Raw genomic sequence first — 18,478 nt, forward strand, 5'->3', positions numbered from 1 at the left:
CCCTCCCGGGATCGAGCGCGGAATTCCGGGCCACGGCGTGTCGGGTCCCTCCGGTGCTTGAGTGGCTGATTGGCTGGGAAGACTGGAGGAAACTCGCGGTGCAGCCAGTGGAAACCAGCACAGCCGGCGCAGCCAGTGCGGCGGTTCATGTGACCGCGCGACCCTCTCTGGAAAAGGATCAGTGACGACGTAAGGAGCGGAGCACTCATGAAGCTCCTGTTGATCAGGCACGGACAAACGCCCGGAAATGTTGCCGGCCAACTGGACACAGCTTTTCCAGGACCGGGACTGACAGAACTCGGTGAGCGCCAAGCAGCGGCCCTCCCGGATGCGCTGGCGGACGATGCCATCGAGGTGCTCTACACCTCCACGCTGCTGCGCACCCAACGGACTGTCGCTCCTTTGGCGAAGGCCACAGGCTTGAAGCCAGCCATTCTGGAGGGGGTCCACGAGATTGAGGCGGGCGCCTTGGAGAAGAAAACAGACCATGAGTCGCACCTCCGCTACATGAGCACAGTCTTTGCCTGGACGGACGGCGACTTGGACGTCCGGATGCCGGGCGCTTTCACTGGACATGACTTCTTCGCCCGGTTCGATGCGTCCGTGGAGGAAGTTGCGGCCGCTGGACACTCCACGGCCGCGATCGTCAGCCATGGTGCCGCGATCCGCTGCTGGGCGGGACGCCGGGCGACGGACATCGACACTGTTTTCGCTCAAACCCATCAACTCCCGAATACCGGAATCGTGGCTCTCGAAGGCGACCCCCGGAATGGCTGGAAAGTGCTGCACTGGGACCAGGTCCCCGTGGGCGGAATGGCCTTGGCCGACCGAACCGCGGAGGATCCCACGGGCGAGGCCCGTCAGCCCTGATCGGCGCGAGTCCGCTGCGGGCGAATTCTGATTCTTGGCGTTGTGAGGCCTGCTCTGCACCCCATAACGCCTCCGGAGCGCGCAGAGCGGGCCCCACAACGCGGGAAAGGCCGGCAATTCTCCGGACGCTTACGCGCAGGAAACACCGCGGTAACCACAGCTCCCTAGGCTTGAGAGGCATAGACACCTCCCCGAAAACCGGCGAAAAGAGGCAAGATGCAGACCAACCCACGGCTCAACATCCGGCAGGTCACATGGGCCAACCCCGTGGGTGCTGACCTCCGGGCCGCACAGCAGGCTGAACTCGATGCCCGGTTCGGCAGCACGGACCATGAGCCGGGGCCTCCGCCGTCGGAAGCAGATACCGCCGTATTTGTTGTGGCGTACGAGAAATGCTCAGGTCAACCGCTGGGGTGCGGCGGACTCAGGATGCTCGACGAGAAGACTGCGGAGATCAAGAGGCTGTACGTGGTTCCCTATGCCCGTGGTTCGGGAGTCGCGAGCTCCATCCTTGCCGCGCTGGAAGCCCAGGCGCATTCCCACGGGTTCAGCGTCATCGCAGCGGAGGCGGGTTCGGCCCAGTCTGACGGTCGAAGCTTCTACGAGAGCGCCGGTTTTGCAGCGGTACCGAATTTTGGCCCATATGTTGGCGTCACCGAATCGTATTGCTACTCCAAGAGGATCGACTCCCACAGCGCTTCGCATACCGCCATGGCGTAGCAAGGCCGGCGTGGCTGGAGCGGGGGTGTACGGGGTTGCGAATTCCGCGCCGGGACGCCCCCACTGGGCGTTGTGAACACGGCAGCGTCGGAGCCGGCGGCTGTTCGGTGGCGCAACATCAAGCGGCCGCCGCCGCAGTTCGATAATCTCGGATTATGGAAAAAGCAGACATCACCTTTCGCACCCGCAAATGGGTGCGGCCCGAGGACCCGAACGCCAACGGCACACTCTTTGGTGGCAGCCTGCTGAAGTGGATCGATGAAGAGGCAGCGATCTACGCCATCCTCCAGCTTGGCAACGGCCGGGCCGTGACCAAGTACATCTCCGAGATCAACTTTGTGAGCTCGGCTGTGCAGGGCGACCTGATCGAGATGGGGCTGACGGCCAAGCGCTTCGGCCGCACCTCCCTGACCATGCGCGCCGAAGTGCGCAACATGATCACCCGCCAGGCCATCCTGACCATCGAGGAAATAGTCTTCGTGAACCTGGGCACCGACGGACGGCCGCAGCCGCACGGCTACACGGAAATCACCTACGACCGGGACCGCATCCCCACGCATCACCTGACTGAAACCCTGGACGAGGACTGACCCGACCGGCCTCATCCCGGACTACATCCGCCGCGCAGCGCAGGGCATCCGCGGGCAGACCAGGACCCGCTGGGTGCCCACCCGTTGAACCCGGCCCAGCAGCAGGGTAGAACGGAGGAATGAGCGACGTGAACTCTTGGATGGACCAGTACGAACGCGCGTGGACCTCGAATGACCCTGCAGAAATCAGGGCACTTTTCACCGAGGACGCCGTCTACAACGACCGCCCCAACACGGCGAAACCATGGAACGGCCACGAGGAAATCGTCAAGGCGTGGGCCGACGCCGGTGACAAGCCGGAGGACTGGACCTTCGAATGGACGCTCCTGGGCAAGGACGGTGACACAGCGTTCGTCCAAGGCCTGACCACGTACCTGAACGGTGACCCCACCTACGACAACCTGTGGGTCATCCGATTCGCTGAAGACGGCCGCGCCCGCGAATTCACGGAGTGGTACATGGCCCGCACATAGCTAGCGGGATTTGTACAGGACGTTGGGGTGGATCTGGGTCCAGCCGTCGTACTTCGGCTGGCCGGCATCCACACCATCGTTGATGAGCGTCGCTTGTGAATCGTCAAAGCCAGTCAGAGTGATGATTTCCTCGCCTGTCGCTACCGCTGCGCAACCTGCCCGCCACCGCCCCGGGAGTCCTACAGGCACCGAAATCAGGCAGGCGGTCCCGCCGGTGGAACTCTTGGCCGCGAAGTACTCCACATCGTCGTACGTTGTCAGCAACCGGGCCGACCCCGCTTTGATGTCCGCACCCGCACTGATAAGGCTCACGGTCTCCGGAAGCTCGTCCTCCGCCGTCGCTTCCCGTGCCAGGACATCCGGGCCGGTCGGTGACGAACAACCGGCCAGTCCGAGCACAGCAACTACGGCAACTACAGCAAACCCACGACGATTCACGGCTCTGCCCCCTCAGGCTCTCGTTCCATCGAGCCTAGCCCATGGTCTTCCCCGGACAGTGGTACGTCAGTAGCTTTCGCGGTCAGCCGTTTCGGACACAGGAATGAACGTGGACGCGAACGCTTCCGACGCGCGGGCCAGCACAGCAACATCCGCGCCGACCAGCACGAAGGAGGCACCGGCGTCGAGATACGCCCGCGCGGTTGTCTCGTTGAAGGCGTTCACGCCCGCCGGCTTTCCGGCCGCTTTGGCGGCTGCCAGGCAATGCTCGACGACGGCCCTCACCAAGGGATTCTCCTGCTGTCCCAGCAGGCCCATGGAAGCGGCGAGGTCCGAGGGCCCGAGGAAAATGCCGTCGACACCGTCGACGGCCAGGATCTCCTCCACAGCCGACGCCGCAGCCTCGGATTCGATTTGGACCGTGAGGCTGATGGATTCCGACGCCGACGCCAAATAGTCGGGGACCCGGTTCCAGCGCGAAGCCCGGGCGAGTGCCGAGCCAACACCGCGGACACCATGCGGCGGATAGCGGACAGCGGCGACGGCGGACGCGGCCTCGAAAGCCGAGTTCACCATGGGAATGAGGAGGTTTTGCACGCCGAGGTCAAGGTATTGCTTGATGACCACGGTGTCATTGACGGGTGGCCGGACCATGGCCTGCACTGGGTATCCGCTCACGGCATGAAGCTGGGCAAGGATGGATTCCAGTCCGTTGGGGCTGTGCTCGGCGTCGATCAGGACCCAGTCCAGGCCGGAACCGGCGCAAATTTCCGCAACCAAGGGACTACCGGAACAAACCCACATGCCGGCCAACGGACGGCCAGCCTCGGAGAGGGCCGAATAGAAGGTGGGGCTCAGCTGAAGTGACATGTCACAACTCCCAACGGTCCGTAGTCAGCGTGCACGGTATCACCTTTGTACACCCAGAGTGGGCGCGTAAACGAGCCCGCCAGGATGATATCTCCGGCCTTCATGGAATCCCCGTGCGCGGCGATCTTGTTGGCCAGCCAGTGCACGCCGTTGGCCGGATGATCCAGCACCCCGGCGGCGACTCCGGTCTCCTCCACGGTCTGGTTTTTGTACAGGATGGCGGACACCCAACGGAGGTCGACCGCGTCGGGCCGAACCGGGCGGCCACCCACCACCATGGCGCCCATCGCGGCATTGTCCGAGATGGTGTCCACGATGGTCCGGCCCTCCATTTCGATCCTGGAGTCCAGGATCTCGAGGGCCGGAACCACGTAGTCGGTGGCGTTAAGGACATCGAAAATCGTGCAGCCGGGCCCTTTAAGGCCGGACTTCAACACAAAGGCCAGTTCCACCTCAACCCGGGGGTGGGTGTACTTGTCCCACTCCACGGAACAGCCGGTTTCCAGGACCATGTCATCGAAAATGGCACCATAATCCGGCTCGGTGATGCCCGTGGCGGCCTGCATGGCCTTGGACGTGAGGCCGATCTTGCGCCCCACCAACGTGCGCCCCGCTTCCTCGTTCCGCCGCATCCACAGCTGCTGCACGGCGTAGGAGTCCTCCACCGTCATGTCGGGGTAGCGCGCGGTCAGGCGCGGGACCGGTTTACGGTTCCGGCCGGCTTCGAGGAGCTCGTCGGCAATGGCTTCGATCGTCTTCGCGTCCAGCATGGTTTAGACCTGGGCTCCCAGCTTGAAGCCCTCCGCCGTATCTGAAGCGCCCTCGGGCCGGGTGTAGGAGAAGCCGTCGGCGCCGACGGTGACAGCCATCTCAGAAGCATCAGTCCGCTCGATGATGGGCTGCGGGTTGCCGTCGAGGTCCAGGACCAAGGAGGCCTCGGTGTACCAGGACGGGACGACGGGGTTGCCCCACCAGTCGCGGCGCTGGTTGTCGTGGACATCCCAGGTGACGGTGGGGTTGTCCGGGTCGCCGGTGTAGTAGTCCTGGGTGTAGATCTCCACGCGGTGGCCGTCCGGGTCCAGGATGTAGAGGTAGAACGCGTTGGACACACCGTGGCGTCCGGGTCCGCGTTCGATCCTGTCGGAGATGCGCAGGGCACCCATCTTGTCGCAGATCTGGATGATGTTGTGCTTCTCATGCGTGGAGAAGGCGATGTGGTGCAGGCGGGGTCCGTTGCCACCGGTCAGGGCGGTGTCGTGCACGGTCTGCTTGCGGTGCATCCACGCGGCGTACGTGACGCCGTCGGAATCCTTGATGTCTTCCGAGACGCGGAAGCCCAGGTCCTCCAGGTACTTGCGGCCGCGTGGGACGTCCGGGGTGACCTGGTTGAAGTGGTCCAGGCGGACCAGCTCACCGGCGGAGTAGAGGTCGTAGCGCTGGGTGAGGCGTTCGACGTGCTCCACGTCGTAGAAGAACTCGTATGGGAAGCCCAGCGGGTCCTCCACGCGGACGGAGTCGCCCACGCCCTTGGTGAAGCCTTCCTTGCGGCGCTCCACCCGGCAGCCCAGTTCGCGGTAGTACGCCTCGGCGGCGTCCACCTCCGCCGGGGACTTTACGCGGTAGGCGAAGGCAGCGGCTGCGGCAACGGGTCCCTTGCGGAGGACCAGGTTGTGGTGGATGAACTCCTCGAAGGAGCGCAGGTAGATGGTGTTCTCGTCCTCTTCGGTGACGTGCAGGCCGAGGAGGTCCACGTAGAACGCGCGGGACTTGGCCAGGTCCGTGACCACCAGTTCCAGGTAGGCGCAGCGGACGATGTCCGGTGCCGGGACTGTGGGGGTGGGGATGGGGCCGGTGAAGTTGCTCATGGGATTCTCTCTTCGTTGAAAGGTCTGGTGGGAAGCGCTAGGCGCCGAATTTGGGAGTGTGAACAGCTCCGAGGGTGATGTGCACGGCCTGCTGGTCGGTGTAGAAATCGATGGAGCGGTAGCCGCCCTCATGGCCCAGTCCGGAGGCTTTCACGCCGCCGAACGGGGTGCGGAGATCACGGACGTTATGGCTGTTGAGCCACACCATGCCGGCTTCCACGTTCTGGGAGAAGTTGTGGGCCCGGGTCAGGTTTTGGGTCCAGATGTAGGCCGCCAGGCCGTACTTGGTGTTGTTGGCCAAGGCGAGGGCTTCGTCGTCGTTCTCGAACGGCGTGATGGCCACGACGGGACCGAAGATTTCCTCCTGGAAGATCCGCGCGTCAGGCGCGACGTCGGCGAACACCGTCGGTGCGATGTAGTTGCCTTCGGGCAAGTGGTCGGGCCTGCCGCCGCCGGCGAGGAGCCGACCTTCGGACTTGCCGATCTCCACGTAGGACGCCACCTTGTTGTAGTGCTCCGGGTGAACCAAGGCACCCACCTGGGTCTTGGGGTCGTGGGGATCGCCCACCACGATGTTCTTGGCCCGGGCGGCGTACTTTTCGCAGAACTCGTCGTAGATGGCACGTTCCACGAGGATGCGTGAGCCGGCGGTGCAGCGTTCGCCGTTGAGGGAGAACACCCCGAACAGCGCCGAATCGATTGCGGCGTCCAGATCGGCATCGGCGAACACGACGCACGGGGACTTGCCACCGAGCTCCATGGACAGGCCTTTGAGGTTGGCGGCGGCGTTGCGGAAGATGGTCTGGCCCGTGGTGGTCTCGCCGGTGAAGGAGATCAGCGGCACGTCCGGGTGCTTCACGAGGGCATCGCCGGCTTCTTCGCCCAGGCCGTTGACCAGGTTGAACACGCCGTCGGGCAGGCCCGCATCCTTGAAGATCTGCGCCCAGAGCGAGGCGGACAAAGGCGTGAACTCGGCAGGCTTCAGCACCACAGTGTTGCCGGTGGCCAGCGCCGGGGCGAGCTTCCAGGACTCAAGCATGAACGGGGTGTTCCACGGCGTGATCAGGCCTGCGACGCCAATCGGCTTCCGGTTCACGTAGTTGATCTGCGAGCCGGGGACCTTCATGGCGTCGTCGAACTGCGCCACGATCAGATCAGCAAAGAAGCGGAAGTTTTCGGCAGCCCGGAGTGCCTGGCCCTTGGCCTGGGTGATTGGCAGACCGGTATCGAACGTCTCCAGCTCGGCGAGGCGGGCTTCCTGTGCCTCGACGGCATCGGCGATCTTGTTCAGCACCCGGGCGCGTTCGCGCGGCTTCATCTTCGGCCACGGGCCATTGACGAATGCCTCACGTGCCGCGGCGACGGCGAGGTCGATATCTTCCTTCTGGCCGGCGGCAGCGGTGGCGTAGTTGCCGTTCGATACCGGGTCCAGGACATCGAAGGTCTTGCCGGATACCGAATCAACGAACTCGCCGTTGATGAAGTGCTGGATGTGGGACGGCAGGTTCTCTGGGATGTAGTGCTTGGCGGTCTCTACTGAGGTCGTCATCGTTGAAGTCCTAACTAGCGATCAGTGGTTGGTAGTTATTGCTTGGCTTGGGCCAGGTAGGCGTCCAGGGTGGAAGCGCGGTGCTGGCGGGCGGCCTTTTCGATGGTGTCGGCGTCTGCACCGCTCTCGATGAGCTGCAGCAAAGCTTCGTGTTCGCGTACCGATTCCTGCGCGCGGCCGGGGACGAACCGGAAGGTCGAGGACCGGATGGAGGCCAGCCGGTTCCAGCCCCGGTGGACCAGGTCAAGAATGTGCGGGTTGGGGCAGTGTTCAAACAGGACGCTGTGGAAGTCCTGATTGAGCGCGGTGAAACGGACGGGATCAAAGTGCTCCAGGCACTCGCGCATCTCCTCGTTCACCGCACGCGCCCGGGCAATGGAAACCGGATCGATCAGCGGTGCGGACAACGCCGTCGCCGCACCTTCCACGATGCTCAACGTTTGCATGGTGTACAGGTACTCGGTGGGATCGATCCCGGACACCGTGGCGCCCACGTTCCGCTCGAACTTCACCAGCCCTTCGGCTTCAAGGCGGCGGATCGCTTCCCGCACCGGGACCACGCTGAAGCCCAGGTCCTCGGCGATCTTGGCGAGCACCAACCGGTAACCCGGTGTGTAGGCGCCCTCCACGATGCGCGCCTTTACAGCGGCATAGGCCTGTTGGGACTTACTTTGGGCTCCGGCGTTTTCGACGGCGGTGCTTCCGACGGCGGTTTCAGTCACTGTGGGCTCCTTGCCGGCTCTGCCACTCCTGGAAGCGTGCCTGCCAGTCCTTGTTCATCGGGTACAGCCCGTCCACGCTGTTGCCTTCCTGGACCATCTGGAAAATGAAGGTCTCTTCCTTTTCCTGCTGGATGCAGTCGTCCACCAGTTCCTCGGCGATGGCCGGGGGAATCACCAGGATGCCGTCGGAGTCGGCCACGATGATGTCGCCGGGCTGGACAGTTGCACCACCGCAGGCGATGGTGATGTCCGTGTCCCACGGGATGTGCCGGCGTCCGAGGACTGCCGGGTGCGGATTGGCGAAGTAGGTGGGCATCTCCAAATCGGCCACAGCGGAGTAGTCGCGGACGCCGCCGTCGGTAATGATCGCCGCCGCTCCACGGACCTGGGCACGCAGCGCCAGGATGTCACCCACGGTGCCGGTGCCTTTCTCGCCGCGGGCTTCCATGACCAGGATTTCGCCGTCGTTCACGGAGTCGATGGCCCGCTTCTGGGCGTTGAATCCGCCGCCGTGGGTTGCGAAGAGGTCTTCACGGTTGGGCACATAGCGCAGGGTGCGGGCCAGCCCTACTACCTTGCGGTCGGGCCGGGTGGCCTGCAGGCCGTCGATGCTCACATTGTTCAGCCCTCGCTTGCGGAGCTGGGAGGACAGGGTGGCGGTGGCGACGGACTCCAATTTCGCCTTCAACTCCGGCGTCAGGACACTCTCGGCAGCTGCCGGTCCCGAAGCCTCCAGACCGGCCGCTTCCCGCGATCCGTAGGCCTCCTCACGCTGAGTATCATCAGTCTTGGGGCGGGCACCAAAGTCCGCGAACGGCGTCGTGCCTTGCGTGACTTTGGTGGCCAGGCGGCCACTGCTGAAGTCACCGCCGGTGACCTCAATTTCGACGACGTCACCCGGCTTGGCCACCGAGGCGCCTGCCGGTGTTCCGGTGAGGATGATGTCGCCCTCCTCGAGCGTGAGCAGCTGCGAAAGGTCCGCAACGAGCTGCGCGAAAGGGAAGAGCAGGTCCTCGGTGGTGTCATCCTGGACGAGGTGGCCGTTGTGCCAGGTGCGGATCCTTAGAGCAGCGGGATCAACGGCGTCGGCCGGAATCAGCGCCGGGCCAACGGGGGTGAAACCATCGCCGCCCTTGGACCGGACGTTGGAGCCCTTGTCCGCATAGCGGAGATCGTACACACCAAGGTCGTTGGACGCCGTGACCCACTCGACGTGGCTCCATGCATCCTCGAGACCCACGCGACGGGCGGACTTGCCAATCACCAGCGCTATCTCGCCCTCATAGCCAAGCAGTTCGCAACCTGCGGGACGCTCAACAGTGCCCGGGGCGTCGGCGGCGCCGAGCGCCAACGACGACGGCGGTTTCAGGAAGTACGACGGCTGATCGGGAGTGCGCCCGCGCTGGGCCGCGCGGCTGGGGTAGTTGATGTGGACGGCAATGACTTTGCGCGTCCGGGCCAGCATGTCCTGGCTGACTTCCTGGGTCCGGAACTCCACTGTCACGGCGCCTCCTCTTCCTCGAGCTGCATCAGGTACGAAATCGTATACGATAACTATGAACCCGATATGTGACCCGCGTCAACCCCCCTTTCCGCGCCCAAGCGGGTGGGAATGCTGGTCCTTGGTGGGGGCAGTGGGAGGCCGCTTAGCCGACCACCCTTACATCCTGTCGGAGGCCTCCCGTAGGGTACCGGCATGGACATCATCCTCGTACCCGGTTTCTGGTTGGACGCATCGTCGTGGGAGGAGGTGACTCCCCCGCTGGTTGCCGCCGGCCATACAGTTCACCCACTGACCTTGCCCGGCTTGGAATCTGCCGATGCTCCACGCGCCGGCATCGGTCTTCGGACGCACATCGAGGCGGTGGTGGCGAAAGTGGACTCGCTGGAGGGCAACGTTATCCTGGTGGGCCACTCAGGCGGCGGCGCCATCATCCACGGCGCAGTCGACGCCCGCCCGGACCGTGTGGCCCGCGCCATCTATGTGGACAGCGGACCACTTGGCGAGGGTGGGGTCATCAATGATGAGCTGCCCGACGACGGCGACGACATCCCGCTGCCGCCATGGGAAGCGTTCGAAGACGAAGACCTGGTTGACCTCACCGATGACCTGAAGGAAACTTTCCGCGCCCGCGCCATCCCCGAGCCCAAGGGAGTGGCACTCGACCAACAGCACCTGAGCGACGTCCGCAGGTACGACGTTCCGGCCACGATCATCGCGTGCCAGTTCCCGTCGTCGCTCCTCAAGGAATGGATGGACGCCGGGCACCCATTCACCGCCGAACTCGCACGGATCCGGGACGTGGACTACATCGACCTTCCCACGGGCCACTGGCCGCAATTCACCAAGCCGAAGGAACTGGGAGAGGCGATCCTGACCGCTGCGGAGCACGCCAAGCAGCCCCCGACGCCGGCCCTCCCCTGACACCGAAGCCCAGGGACCGGGGCCGTCCAACGTGAGGGGTACTACGCTCGAGGGATTTAGGCCTTGGGCGGCGTGTTCGTGGCGGGCCCCTCCGGCACTGCGCCACCCTCATCCGCCCAGTCACTTCCGGTGGTGTCATCACGGGCTGGGTCCGACACGACGTCGGACGTGACCGTGGGGACGGTGGTGACAGTAGGGCCAGTGGAAGAGTTGCTGGTATGTGAGGGACCAGACCGCTGGTCCGCCTTCGGCGAGGTAATGCCGGGGAACATGCTTTCGGCCTTCTCCATCAGCTTTTTGCCGGCCTCATAGAGGTTGTCCAAGATGTCCGGAACCGACTCCTGGACAGCTTCAGTTGCATGGTGGACGTTCTCCTGGACTTCCGGATTCTTCCAGACCTTTTCAGTGCCTCCGCGGAGGCGCCGATACACCTCCGGCCAGGACTTGGATCCCCAGACGTAGCCAACGGCCACTCCAACGGCGAACAATGCTTTCCCTTTCACAGGAATCACTCCTTTCGAGGCGGTATTCTTCGACACTAGTCCCGGCGGGCATGACCTGTCACCTGCCCATTGATTACGGCATGCTCAATAGTAATTTGCCGAAATAGAACATTTGGAATAACCGCAAAGCCAGCCAGCGGGTAACCCCGGGAAGCAACACCGGTGACGGCGGCCTCCAGGCCGGGGCGCGGCGGGCCATCTCAGGCAGACCTCCAGCAGTCGGGTGGGAAAATCGAGGCTGCCATTAAGGGCGTAGTGGACTCCCCCGAGGGCCACTGGGGCGCGGATCCCCGGCATTCCGGGCCCGCAAGCAAGGCTGAGCTAATAGTCAGGTTACTTGCTACTAGCCCCGGGAGCCGCTAGCGTTACTGGTGTAGTACCGAGACCGACCCAATCGGCAGGAGTGCTTTATTGGCTGCTTTTCATAAATTCATCGGGGTTGCATAAACAGTTCCAATCCCCACATTCCATAGGGCCTCCAGGGGCCCCATTACGGTGCCTATACCTCGGAACAGGCACCCGGTGAACTTACTCGCTTCATCACGTTCATGGAATTTCCATCAACAAGAAAGTAGGACCAAAAATGGGTTTCTTTGGTTTTCTTCTGCTCGGTCTTCTGGCCGGCGCTATCGCTAAACTTATCCTTCCGGGCCGCCAGGGTGGCGGCTGGCTGATCACCCTCCTGTTGGGCGTCGTCGGCGCTCTTCTGGGCGGCTGGATCGGTGGCCTGATCTTCGGTACGGGCCTGCAGGAATTCTTCTCCTTGACCACTTGGCTCCTGGCTATCGGCGGCTCCATCATCGTGCTGCTGATCTACGGCCTGGTCACCAGCCGCAGGACCCACCATGGCTAACAACCAGAACCGCGACGCCAACGGCGACGACCTCGAAGGCCAGTACTCCGAGGGCGACTACGGCGATTCCGGGGTATCCCCGGAAACCCTGAAAGAAGACGCCGGAGGCGACTACACCGCAGGGGACTACGCCGAGAAGACGGTACCCTCGGCCGACGCAGAGCTGGACGAGCACAACACGGAAGACATCCCTGAGGACCGGCCCTTCTCATCCGAACCGGATGAAGAAGCATCTGGCTCCAGTCGCCCGTAAGAATGAACCGGTTGTCACCTAACCGGCAGTAACTGAATAACACCAAGGACCCGGAGTGCTGCAGCCGCAGCCTCCGGGTCCTTGCGTTGCATCGGATTCCGGCAGCGGAGGTGGCCCCGTTTCGGGGCTTCGCTGCGCGGCGTGCCGTCCGATCGGCTCTGATCGCAACGGGCCATCGAAGCGGGCTGATATTTTCGGGCAAGGATAGGTGGGGCATCGGTCCCAAGCCCTCCGTAGTGTCAAGGGCAGGAATGAAGACACGGTAGGGAAACAAGGCGAGGAACAGGTCAGCATGCAGGAGTGGAACCGGGCAATAGAGGCAATCGAGCAGGACCTCACGGCAGACATTGACGTGGCGACTTTGGCCAGGATCGCCTTGACGTCCGAGTATCACTTCCGGCGGATGTTCTCCTCCTTGGCCGGGTTGCCGGTTTCGGAGTACATCCGGAGGCGCCGCCTGACAGCGGCCACGGCGGAGATCATCGACGGCGGCACAGTCCTGGCCGTTGCTGTCCGCTACGGCTATGCCTCTGCTGAGGCGTTCACCCGTGCGTTCAAGGCCATGCACGGCCTCACGCCGTCTGAAGCGAGGCAGGCCGGCGCCGTGCTTCATTCCCAACCTCAGCTGAGGTTCCACCTGCGAGTCGAAGGGAATACCGACATGAAACACCGTATAGAAGACAAATCCGCTTTCCGCCTCATTGGCCTGAAAGCCCGCGTCCCCCTGGTCCACGAAGGACCCAACCAGGCCATCATCGAATTTCAACGGGGCCTGGATCCCGCTGTCACCCACCGCCTGCTGGGGCTGTCAGACATGGAGCCGGCGGGCCCGCTGTCCGTCACTGACAACATCGATGAGCAGCGGAGCGAGGGAAGCGGGCTGGACTACTGGCATGCCGTGGCGTCCAGCCAGCCGGCACCGGAGGGGTTTGACGTCCTGGACATTCCAGCGGGCCTGTGGGTGGTTTTCGAAACCGAGGGGAGTTTCCCGGAGGTCCTGCAAAGCATGTGGGCGGACGCTGCTACTGAGTGGTTTCCGGCCAACCCGTACAGGTGGGCACCGGGGCCGGAATTGCTCAGCGTCCAGGCGGAGGAAGGGGGCAACCGCGGCCGCGGACAGCTCTGGATTCCGGTGGAGCGGGAAGAACCAGGCGATCGCTAGGACCAGGCTGGGGGCCCGGCTTCGAGGAACCGCAGGATCTCCTCCAGCGGCAGCACGGCTTGCCGGTATTCGCGGGTGAAGACCCGCAACACCGACTCGGCGGCCTCGGCGTTCTCCGTGCCGGTGGCCTCTGCAGCATAGATCACCCTGATGTTGTGGGCGAAGGCGTCGGCCGCAGTCTGCGCGATGCAGTTATGGGCGGAGATTCCGGCCAGGATCACAGTGTCCACCTCCCAGTTCCGGAGCCGCATGGCGAGGTCTGTCCCGAAGAAGGCGCTGTCCCGGGTCTTGAAGAGCCGGGGAAGGTCGGCAGTGAGCAGGCCGGGTACGAACTCTGCCTGCCCACTGCCCCGGAAGATGAAACCTTGATCGTCGTCCAGCATATTCAGGCTCCACGTGGATTTGTCCCGTTCATGCACGGTTCCCACCAAGAGCACGTATGCGCCCGCTTCACGCGCTGCGCTGGTCAGGGAGTTGCAGGCAGCAACAACTTCTTCCTGGCGCGCCTTCAATGCGGGGTCCTCGAAGTAAGCGTTCTGCATGTCGATGACCAGCACTGCAATCATGGGCGCCCTCCGGCCAAGCGGTTCACAATCCCTTGCCTCCCGTCACAGGAAGCACGGCCCCGGAAATGTAGGAGCCTTCATCCGAGGCAAGCAACACGTAGGCCGGGGCCAGCTCAGCAGGCTGCCCAGCCCTGCCCAGCGGCGTGTCCTGCCCGAACGTGGGAAGCTTGTCCGGCCATTCCGTAGCGGGAATCAGCGGAGTCCAGATGGGTCCCGGGGCCACGGCGTTGACCCGGATTCCCTTGGGCCCCAGTTCTTCGGCCATGGCCTTGGTGAAGGCCACCTGGGCAGCCTTGGTCATGGCGTAGTCCACCAACTGGGCGGAGGGGTTGAAGGCCTGGATAGAGGCCGTGACAATGATCGATGCTCCTGGCCTCAGGTGGGGAATGGCCGCCTGCGCAGTCCAGATGAGTGAGTACAGGTTGGTCTTGAAGACGCGGTCGAACTCCTCCGTGGGGATGGTTTCCAGGCCTTCACGGTTCTTTTGGTAAGCGGCGTTCAACACCACCACGTTGAGACCGCCGAGTTCCTGCACGGTCCGCTCCACGATCTCGGCCGCGAACGCCTCGTCCCGCGCATCACCGGGCAAGAGGAGCACCTGCGAGCCGCACTCGCGGATCCATTCCGCCGTCGACCTTGCGTCTTCTTCTTCCTCCGGCAGGTAACTGATGGCTACCTTCGCGCCCTCGCGGGCGTAGGCGATAGCCACAGCGGCGCCGATCCCGGAGTCTCCGCCCGTGATGAGCGCGGTTTTGCCTTGCAGCCGACCGTGTCCCACGTAACTCTTCTCGCCGTGGTCCGGCTGCGGATCCAAGGGCCGGGTCAGGCCCGGTTGTTCCTGCTCCTGTTGTGGGAACTCGCCGGAGTGGTATCCGCGACGGGGGTCCGCCGGCGGAGAGGTGAGACGGTTCTGTGGCTGGCCGGAGTTGTCCGGATCATGATGAGTCATGATTGTTCCTTACCCGTATTCGGCGCCGCCTAACCGCGCTGACCGCTTCTCGCACTTACCGCTGAATCCGTATCCGCCCTTCCCGCCATAACAGTCCGGAAAAACTAGGTCCGCAGGGTCCGCGCCTTGACCATCAGGAACAGGCCGTACGCGATCAGCCCCACTGCCACGGCAGCCAGCAGGTACACCCCGTAGGGCTGCTCCCTGAGCGCCTTCAAACCGCCGTCGAGCCCGGTTGACTGTTCGGGTTGGGCCCGCACCGACGCGATGACCACCAGCAGGCCCACCAGGAAGAGGGCGATCCCCTTGGCGATGTACCCCACCACGCCTACCCCCATTTGGAACTTCTTCACCGAACTGTTGGAGGACAACGTCAGGTCCTTGGTGAATTTCCGGCGGAATCCCCGCACGGCGAAAACGATTCCCGTGATGGCGATGCCGGCACCAACGGCGACCAGCAGGAACACCCCAAACGGGGCCTTGAGGAGCGTGACGGTGAAGTCGCTGCTGGACTCCCGGCTGTTCTGGCCCTTGCCGGCAATGAAGGAGACGATGGTGGTGGCGAGGGCGGCGAAGACGATCGCCTGCCCTATGGCGGACAGCTTCTTGGTGATCTTGTCCGAGCCGTTCCGGTGGCCAAGGATGGCGTTTCCCAGTTGCCACAGTGCCAGCGCGGCGCAGGCAGCGAAGCACGCCCAGAGCAGCAGCGGCCCATAGGGCTGGCTGGCGAGGGACGTCACGGCCCCGCTGACATCGGCTTCGCCGCTGCTTCCGAACGCCAGTTGGAGGGCAATGACGCCAATGAGCACGTGCAGGATTCCGCTGACCACATACCCGCCGCGTGCAACAGCGGCAAAGGCCTGCGAATTCGACGCTTCCTCAGCCACTTCGGCGGCCTTCTTCATCTCTTCCTTGATGACAAGCCTCCTTATTTATCGAGCTGCATCCATCGTCCCTTAAAGGAAGCCGGGCAGGGTACCTCCCGGATGGGGGAGGTGCCTGCCCGCTTTAAAGCTCCAGGTTTCTGGGTCAGTACGACCCTTTTAGAAACCGACCACCGACTGCGGCCAGATGCTGCGCAGTCCTACGCCCAGCGGGTTGAACTGCTCACGGACGGCCACACGCGTCTGGCCGAGAACCTCGCCGGCATGCCGGACGGCCTCTGCGGTGCCTGACAGGGCGTCATGAACGACGCTGGCGTTCTGGGACTGGGTGGAGATCTGGTCAGTCATTTGGGTGGTCCTTCCTGGAAGCTCCGTCAGCGGTTGGCTGATGTTTCAACCATCGGACGGAGCCCTCAAGAAGGGCGCCGGGTCATCTCAAGATTCGCTCAAGATTCCGGGCCGGCACTTCAAGGGCGAACTCCACTTCCAGCACTTGGTCCGGGCCCAAGGCGAGGCGGGCGCTGACGCTGGCGCCGTCGTCGAACAGCTCAAAAGCGGGAGGAGGCCCGACGGCGGGAGGAACCCAGGCAGGCGGCTCGCCGCCGAGGTACACCAGGGAGGCGAAACAGCTGCGCTCCCCGGACAGCCTGCCCTCCAGATAGCGGCAGCTGGCAAAGGCGCCAAAAGGGGACACCCCCTGGGCCTGATACGTGCCGCTGTCCGTGTAGCCGTGGAGCGGCCAGATGGCTGTGTGCAGCCGGCCGTCAGCAAGGACGCCGCTGCTTGGCATCGGCTGATCACCCGCGAGCGCATATCCGCCGTCCCGGACCGCGAGGATGGAGCTGTCCGGCGCCTCCACTGCGTGCACCCGTAGTTCGTATCCGCCTGCAGCGGCGGTCCCCGTCGCGGCGCGCCAGTCCGAATCAGCGGGATCCTCGGCATCGTTCCACACCGGGGCGTGCCAACTGGCTGCTTGCCCCGGCCCCGCAGGCAGCCGGTGGATCCGCGAGCGCCGACTTGGCGTCCCAGCATCGTTGAGGAGGGCGAAGTGGTTGTCGACGGGGTGCTCCGTGAACAGCGGCGCCGTATGGCTTGAATAGGCGAGGCGGCGGTAGAGGGGATCATCCGGGCCGGGCGCATAGTACTTGTCGCTGCCATGGTTGAGGAGGCGGGCGATGCCGTCCGCAGCAGTGGAGTGGAGCAGGTAGTTGGGGGCTTCGGCATGCTTTAGGCCGTCTGCGGCTTCCAGGGGCGAAGGCTCCTCAACGGCGGTCCACACCGGGTGGTCGGCGGGAAGGAGCAGCCCGACGAATGCCTTGGAGGTCCAGTACGGCGAGGCCGGCCCGGAGTATTCCTGGGTCATCGGTTCAAAAGCGCCGAGCCATCCCAGTGACGGCAGGCCGTCGTCGTAGGCTCCGTTGTCGAGGAAGTACTTTGCTGCACCGCTGGCGATCCTGCGGGTCTGGCCGGGGGCGAGCGGCGTTGCGCCGATCGCCTCTCCCATGAAGAGGGGCGCGACGGCGGCGTAACGGTAGATCAGGGAGCGGCCTTGGAACATCGGGGCACCGTTGGCGCCGAAGAACCTGACATGGTCCTCCAGGAAGGTGGCGAGGCGGCGGCGGGAGATTTCAAGCCGGTGATCGGCTTGTGGATGCCGGCCGGCAGCAAACTCGGCCCACAGGATGGGGTACAAGTGCATGGCCCAACCGCAGTAGTAGTCGAAGAAGTCGCCGGTGCCGTCGTTGTCTCCGTCCCGGTACCAACCTCCGCCCGCATACCAGTCGTCCAGCCTGTCCAGGCCATGCCCTATCTGGGCTGCGTTGTACTCAAAGCCCGCACCGGCCAGGAATTCGGCGATCATCACTTGGAAGAGCACCCAGTTGTTGTCCACACAGGTGCTGCGCGAGGAACCCCGCAGCCAGGCAGCCACCCGATCCTGTTGCGCAGCGGACAGCGTGTCCCACAACCGGGGCTTGGTGAGCTGGAGCCCCAGGACCACGGAGGCGGCTTCCACCATGGGTTGGGAGCGGTCGGTGATGGGCAGCCACGCTTCAGGCCCGTTGTTCTGCGTGCCGTGAAGCAGGCCCTCACGGTAAAAGTCCAGATGCCCGAAGGGGTCGCTGCCCTGCTCCCCCGCCACCCGGAAGGCCGCCAGCAGGAACGTCCGCGCGAAGCCCTCCAGGCCATCGGACACAGCTCCCGACGACGACGGGCGGCCACCCAGCCGGATGGCCGCCTTCAGCGGGGAGAAGTGGGGGCGCACCGCGAGTAACTGCTGATCAGCGAAGGCTACCCAGTGTTCCCGGGTCCAGCCCGTGATGGGGCTGAGGTTAAAATCCGGGGCGGGCATGGTGATTGCGGTTGCCATGATTCTCCTGCAGGGGCACGTAGTAGTAGCCCCACCACAGTAGGAGTTCCATCCTTCGCATGACGCGAGTTGAACAATAGTGAACCCGACGCCAGGCCTACTGCATGAGGCGCTCGATGTCGGCAAAGCCCAGGCCCGAGGCAATCGCAAGGTCCGGAAGGCCCGCTCCCGCCGCCGTCGCGTTTCGCATGGCCCGTACCAGGCAATCCTCAGCCTGGTCCATTTCCCACTGCAACCCCTCCACCCGGGCGGCAGCTGTCCACACTTCGTCCAACACTCCGGTTCTTCGGGCCGTAGCGGCCTCGGTGATCAGTACTGGGGGCGTTACTTCGAGGGAAGCCCCACCTTGCGATTCCCTCACAACTACTGCAGTCACTTGGTGCCTTCCCGTGTAAGAATGTGTCTCGACAAACTAGTT

At 64.0% G+C, this 18,478-nt stretch carries 22 protein-coding genes; 8 read left to right on the forward strand and 14 right to left on the reverse strand.

The window, feature by feature from the left end:
• The first annotated feature begins 207 nt into the window (after positions 1–207).
• The 4 genes from ABQM86_RS20050 (at position 208) to ABQM86_RS20065 (ending at position 2,653) form a co-directional block, all read left to right on the forward strand.
• Positions 208–870 carry a histidine phosphatase family protein gene (locus tag ABQM86_RS20050; RefSeq protein ID WP_369745396.1) on the forward strand — a complete coding sequence of 221 codons (663 nt, stop codon included), beginning with the start codon at positions 208–210 and terminating at the stop codon, positions 868–870.
• Between the two features lie 216 nt (positions 871–1,086).
• Complete coding sequence (locus ABQM86_RS20055) at positions 1,087–1,590, forward strand: GNAT family N-acetyltransferase (protein ID WP_089596605.1); 504 nt, start codon at positions 1,087–1,089, stop codon at positions 1,588–1,590.
• Between the two features lie 155 nt (positions 1,591–1,745).
• Positions 1,746–2,180: an acyl-CoA thioesterase gene (locus ABQM86_RS20060; protein ID WP_369745397.1), complete on the forward strand. Its 435-nt coding sequence runs from the start codon at positions 1,746–1,748 to the stop codon at positions 2,178–2,180.
• 119 nt (positions 2,181–2,299) lie between these two features.
• On the forward strand, positions 2,300–2,653 hold the full coding sequence (locus ABQM86_RS20065; RefSeq protein ID WP_089596609.1) for a nuclear transport factor 2 family protein: 354 nt from the start codon (positions 2,300–2,302) through the stop codon (positions 2,651–2,653).
• On the opposite strand, the gene ABQM86_RS20070 is transcribed toward ABQM86_RS20065, so the two are convergent.
• The 7 genes from ABQM86_RS20070 to ABQM86_RS20100 all read right to left on the reverse strand — a co-directional run bounded on the left by ABQM86_RS20070 (position 2,654) and on the right by ABQM86_RS20100 (position 9,601).
• The gene (locus ABQM86_RS20070; RefSeq protein ID WP_369745398.1) at positions 2,654–3,091 is read right to left on the reverse strand and encodes a hypothetical protein; all 438 of its coding nucleotides are present in this window, start codon (positions 3,089–3,091) and stop codon (positions 2,654–2,656) included.
• Positions 3,092–3,157: 66 nt separating this feature from the next.
• Positions 3,158–3,961 carry an HpcH/HpaI aldolase/citrate lyase family protein gene (locus ABQM86_RS20075; RefSeq protein ID WP_337341138.1) on the reverse strand — a complete coding sequence of 268 codons (804 nt, stop codon included), beginning with the start codon at positions 3,959–3,961 and terminating at the stop codon, positions 3,158–3,160.
• Positions 3,946–4,731 carry a 2-oxo-hept-4-ene-1,7-dioate hydratase gene (gene hpaH / locus ABQM86_RS20080; protein WP_018779811.1) on the reverse strand — a complete coding sequence of 262 codons (786 nt, stop codon included), beginning with the start codon at positions 4,729–4,731 and terminating at the stop codon, positions 3,946–3,948. The genes ABQM86_RS20075 and hpaH overlap by 16 nt, the downstream gene beginning before the upstream one ends.
• A gap of 3 nt (positions 4,732–4,734) precedes the next feature.
• Positions 4,735–5,826 (reverse strand): 3,4-dihydroxyphenylacetate 2,3-dioxygenase, encoded by a 1,092-nt coding sequence (gene hpaD, locus ABQM86_RS20085; protein WP_207595373.1) that lies wholly within the window; start codon positions 5,824–5,826, stop codon positions 4,735–4,737.
• Between the two features lie 37 nt (positions 5,827–5,863).
• The gene (gene hpaE / locus ABQM86_RS20090; protein WP_207595374.1) at positions 5,864–7,375 is read right to left on the reverse strand and encodes a 5-carboxymethyl-2-hydroxymuconate semialdehyde dehydrogenase; all 1,512 of its coding nucleotides are present in this window, start codon (positions 7,373–7,375) and stop codon (positions 5,864–5,866) included.
• 35 nt (positions 7,376–7,410) lie between these two features.
• The gene (locus ABQM86_RS20095; protein WP_369745399.1) at positions 7,411–8,097 is read right to left on the reverse strand and encodes a GntR family transcriptional regulator; all 687 of its coding nucleotides are present in this window, start codon (positions 8,095–8,097) and stop codon (positions 7,411–7,413) included.
• Complete coding sequence (locus tag ABQM86_RS20100; protein ID WP_369745400.1) at positions 8,090–9,601, reverse strand: fumarylacetoacetate hydrolase family protein; 1,512 nt, start codon at positions 9,599–9,601, stop codon at positions 8,090–8,092. The genes ABQM86_RS20095 and ABQM86_RS20100 overlap by 8 nt, the downstream gene beginning before the upstream one ends.
• Before the next feature lie 192 nt (positions 9,602–9,793).
• On the opposite strand from ABQM86_RS20100, the gene ABQM86_RS20105 reads away from it, so the two are divergent.
• Positions 9,794–10,522, forward strand: coding sequence for an alpha/beta fold hydrolase (locus ABQM86_RS20105; RefSeq protein ID WP_207595377.1), 729 nt, complete (start codon positions 9,794–9,796; stop codon positions 10,520–10,522).
• Between the two features lie 56 nt (positions 10,523–10,578).
• Here the strand turns inward: ABQM86_RS20105 and ABQM86_RS20110 are convergent, their stop codons facing one another.
• Positions 10,579–11,025 (reverse strand): hypothetical protein, encoded by a 447-nt coding sequence (locus tag ABQM86_RS20110; RefSeq protein WP_207595378.1) that lies wholly within the window; start codon positions 11,023–11,025, stop codon positions 10,579–10,581.
• A gap of 583 nt (positions 11,026–11,608) precedes the next feature.
• Here ABQM86_RS20110 and ABQM86_RS20115 point away from each other — a divergent pair.
• The 3 genes from ABQM86_RS20115 to ABQM86_RS20125 all read left to right on the forward strand — a co-directional run bounded on the left by ABQM86_RS20115 (position 11,609) and on the right by ABQM86_RS20125 (position 13,293).
• On the forward strand, positions 11,609–11,878 hold the full coding sequence (locus ABQM86_RS20115) for a GlsB/YeaQ/YmgE family stress response membrane protein (RefSeq protein WP_089596629.1): 270 nt from the start codon (positions 11,609–11,611) through the stop codon (positions 11,876–11,878).
• Positions 11,871–12,131, forward strand: a complete 261-nt coding sequence (locus ABQM86_RS20120; RefSeq protein ID WP_207595379.1) for a hypothetical protein — start codon at positions 11,871–11,873, stop codon at positions 12,129–12,131. The genes ABQM86_RS20115 and ABQM86_RS20120 overlap by 8 nt, the downstream gene beginning before the upstream one ends.
• 292 nt (positions 12,132–12,423) lie before the next feature.
• The gene (locus ABQM86_RS20125) at positions 12,424–13,293 is read left to right on the forward strand and encodes a helix-turn-helix domain-containing protein (protein ID WP_369745401.1); all 870 of its coding nucleotides are present in this window, start codon (positions 12,424–12,426) and stop codon (positions 13,291–13,293) included.
• Here ABQM86_RS20125 and ABQM86_RS20130 read toward each other — a convergent pair.
• From ABQM86_RS20130 to ABQM86_RS20155, 6 genes are all read right to left on the reverse strand, one after another.
• Entirely contained in the window at positions 13,290–13,859 is a 570-nt protein-coding gene (locus ABQM86_RS20130; RefSeq protein ID WP_337341142.1) for an isochorismatase family cysteine hydrolase, read from the reverse strand. The genes ABQM86_RS20125 and ABQM86_RS20130 overlap by 4 nt on opposite strands.
• A gap of 22 nt (positions 13,860–13,881) precedes the next feature.
• Positions 13,882–14,808 carry an SDR family oxidoreductase gene (locus ABQM86_RS20135; RefSeq protein ID WP_089596635.1) on the reverse strand — a complete coding sequence of 309 codons (927 nt, stop codon included), beginning with the start codon at positions 14,806–14,808 and terminating at the stop codon, positions 13,882–13,884.
• Between the two features lie 104 nt (positions 14,809–14,912).
• Positions 14,913–15,713, reverse strand: coding sequence for a DUF1206 domain-containing protein (locus tag ABQM86_RS20140; RefSeq protein ID WP_337341144.1), 801 nt, complete (start codon positions 15,711–15,713; stop codon positions 14,913–14,915).
• 138 nt (positions 15,714–15,851) lie between these two features.
• A complete protein-coding gene (locus tag ABQM86_RS20145) occupies positions 15,852–16,040 on the reverse strand; it encodes a hypothetical protein (protein WP_207595383.1) in 189 nt (62 codons plus the stop codon).
• A gap of 82 nt (positions 16,041–16,122) precedes the next feature.
• The gene (locus ABQM86_RS20150) at positions 16,123–18,060 is read right to left on the reverse strand and encodes a DUF2264 domain-containing protein (protein WP_369745402.1); all 1,938 of its coding nucleotides are present in this window, start codon (positions 18,058–18,060) and stop codon (positions 16,123–16,125) included.
• Positions 18,061–18,157: 97 nt separating this feature from the next.
• Positions 18,158–18,436, reverse strand: a complete 279-nt coding sequence (locus tag ABQM86_RS20155; protein WP_207595385.1) for a hypothetical protein — start codon at positions 18,434–18,436, stop codon at positions 18,158–18,160.
• Positions 18,437–18,478 lie beyond the last annotated feature (42 nt).

It is taken from the genome of Paenarthrobacter sp. AMU7 (genome assembly GCF_041200195.1).
GTDB lineage: Bacteria > Actinomycetota > Actinomycetes > Actinomycetales > Micrococcaceae > Arthrobacter.

What these genes read in the sequence shown, in the direction of transcription:
- ABQM86_RS20060 (WP_369745397.1), top strand. Translation starts at nt 1,746, where the DNA reads ATGGAAAAAGCAGACATCACCTTTCGCACCCGCAAATGGGTGCGGCCC.
- ABQM86_RS20140 (WP_337341144.1), bottom strand. Translation starts at nt 15,713, where the DNA reads ATGAAGAAGGCCGCCGAAGTGGCTGAGGAAGCGTCGAATTCGCAGGCC.
- ABQM86_RS20075 (WP_337341138.1), bottom strand. Translation starts at nt 3,961, where the DNA reads ATGTCACTTCAGCTGAGCCCCACCTTCTATTCGGCCCTCTCCGAGGCT.
- ABQM86_RS20150 (WP_369745402.1), bottom strand. Translation starts at nt 18,060, where the DNA reads ATGGCAACCGCAATCACCATGCCCGCCCCGGATTTTAACCTCAGCCCC.
- ABQM86_RS20120 (WP_207595379.1), top strand. Translation starts at nt 11,871, where the DNA reads ATGGCTAACAACCAGAACCGCGACGCCAACGGCGACGACCTCGAAGGC.
- ABQM86_RS20115 (WP_089596629.1), top strand. Translation starts at nt 11,609, where the DNA reads ATGGGTTTCTTTGGTTTTCTTCTGCTCGGTCTTCTGGCCGGCGCTATC.
- ABQM86_RS20125 (WP_369745401.1), top strand. Translation starts at nt 12,424, where the DNA reads ATGCAGGAGTGGAACCGGGCAATAGAGGCAATCGAGCAGGACCTCACG.
- hpaH (WP_018779811.1), bottom strand. Translation starts at nt 4,731, where the DNA reads ATGCTGGACGCGAAGACGATCGAAGCCATTGCCGACGAGCTCCTCGAA.
- ABQM86_RS20065 (WP_089596609.1), top strand. Translation starts at nt 2,300, where the DNA reads ATGAGCGACGTGAACTCTTGGATGGACCAGTACGAACGCGCGTGGACC.
- ABQM86_RS20130 (WP_337341142.1), bottom strand. Translation starts at nt 13,859, where the DNA reads ATGATTGCAGTGCTGGTCATCGACATGCAGAACGCTTACTTCGAGGAC.
- ABQM86_RS20050 (WP_369745396.1), top strand. Translation starts at nt 208, where the DNA reads ATGAAGCTCCTGTTGATCAGGCACGGACAAACGCCCGGAAATGTTGCC.
- ABQM86_RS20105 (WP_207595377.1), top strand. Translation starts at nt 9,794, where the DNA reads ATGGACATCATCCTCGTACCCGGTTTCTGGTTGGACGCATCGTCGTGG.
- hpaE (WP_207595374.1), bottom strand. Translation starts at nt 7,375, where the DNA reads ATGACGACCTCAGTAGAGACCGCCAAGCACTACATCCCAGAGAACCTG.
- ABQM86_RS20055 (WP_089596605.1), top strand. Translation starts at nt 1,087, where the DNA reads ATGCAGACCAACCCACGGCTCAACATCCGGCAGGTCACATGGGCCAAC.
- ABQM86_RS20135 (WP_089596635.1), bottom strand. Translation starts at nt 14,808, where the DNA reads ATGACTCATCATGATCCGGACAACTCCGGCCAGCCACAGAACCGTCTC.
- ABQM86_RS20145 (WP_207595383.1), bottom strand. Translation starts at nt 16,040, where the DNA reads ATGACTGACCAGATCTCCACCCAGTCCCAGAACGCCAGCGTCGTTCAT.
- hpaD (WP_207595373.1), bottom strand. Translation starts at nt 5,826, where the DNA reads ATGAGCAACTTCACCGGCCCCATCCCCACCCCCACAGTCCCGGCACCG.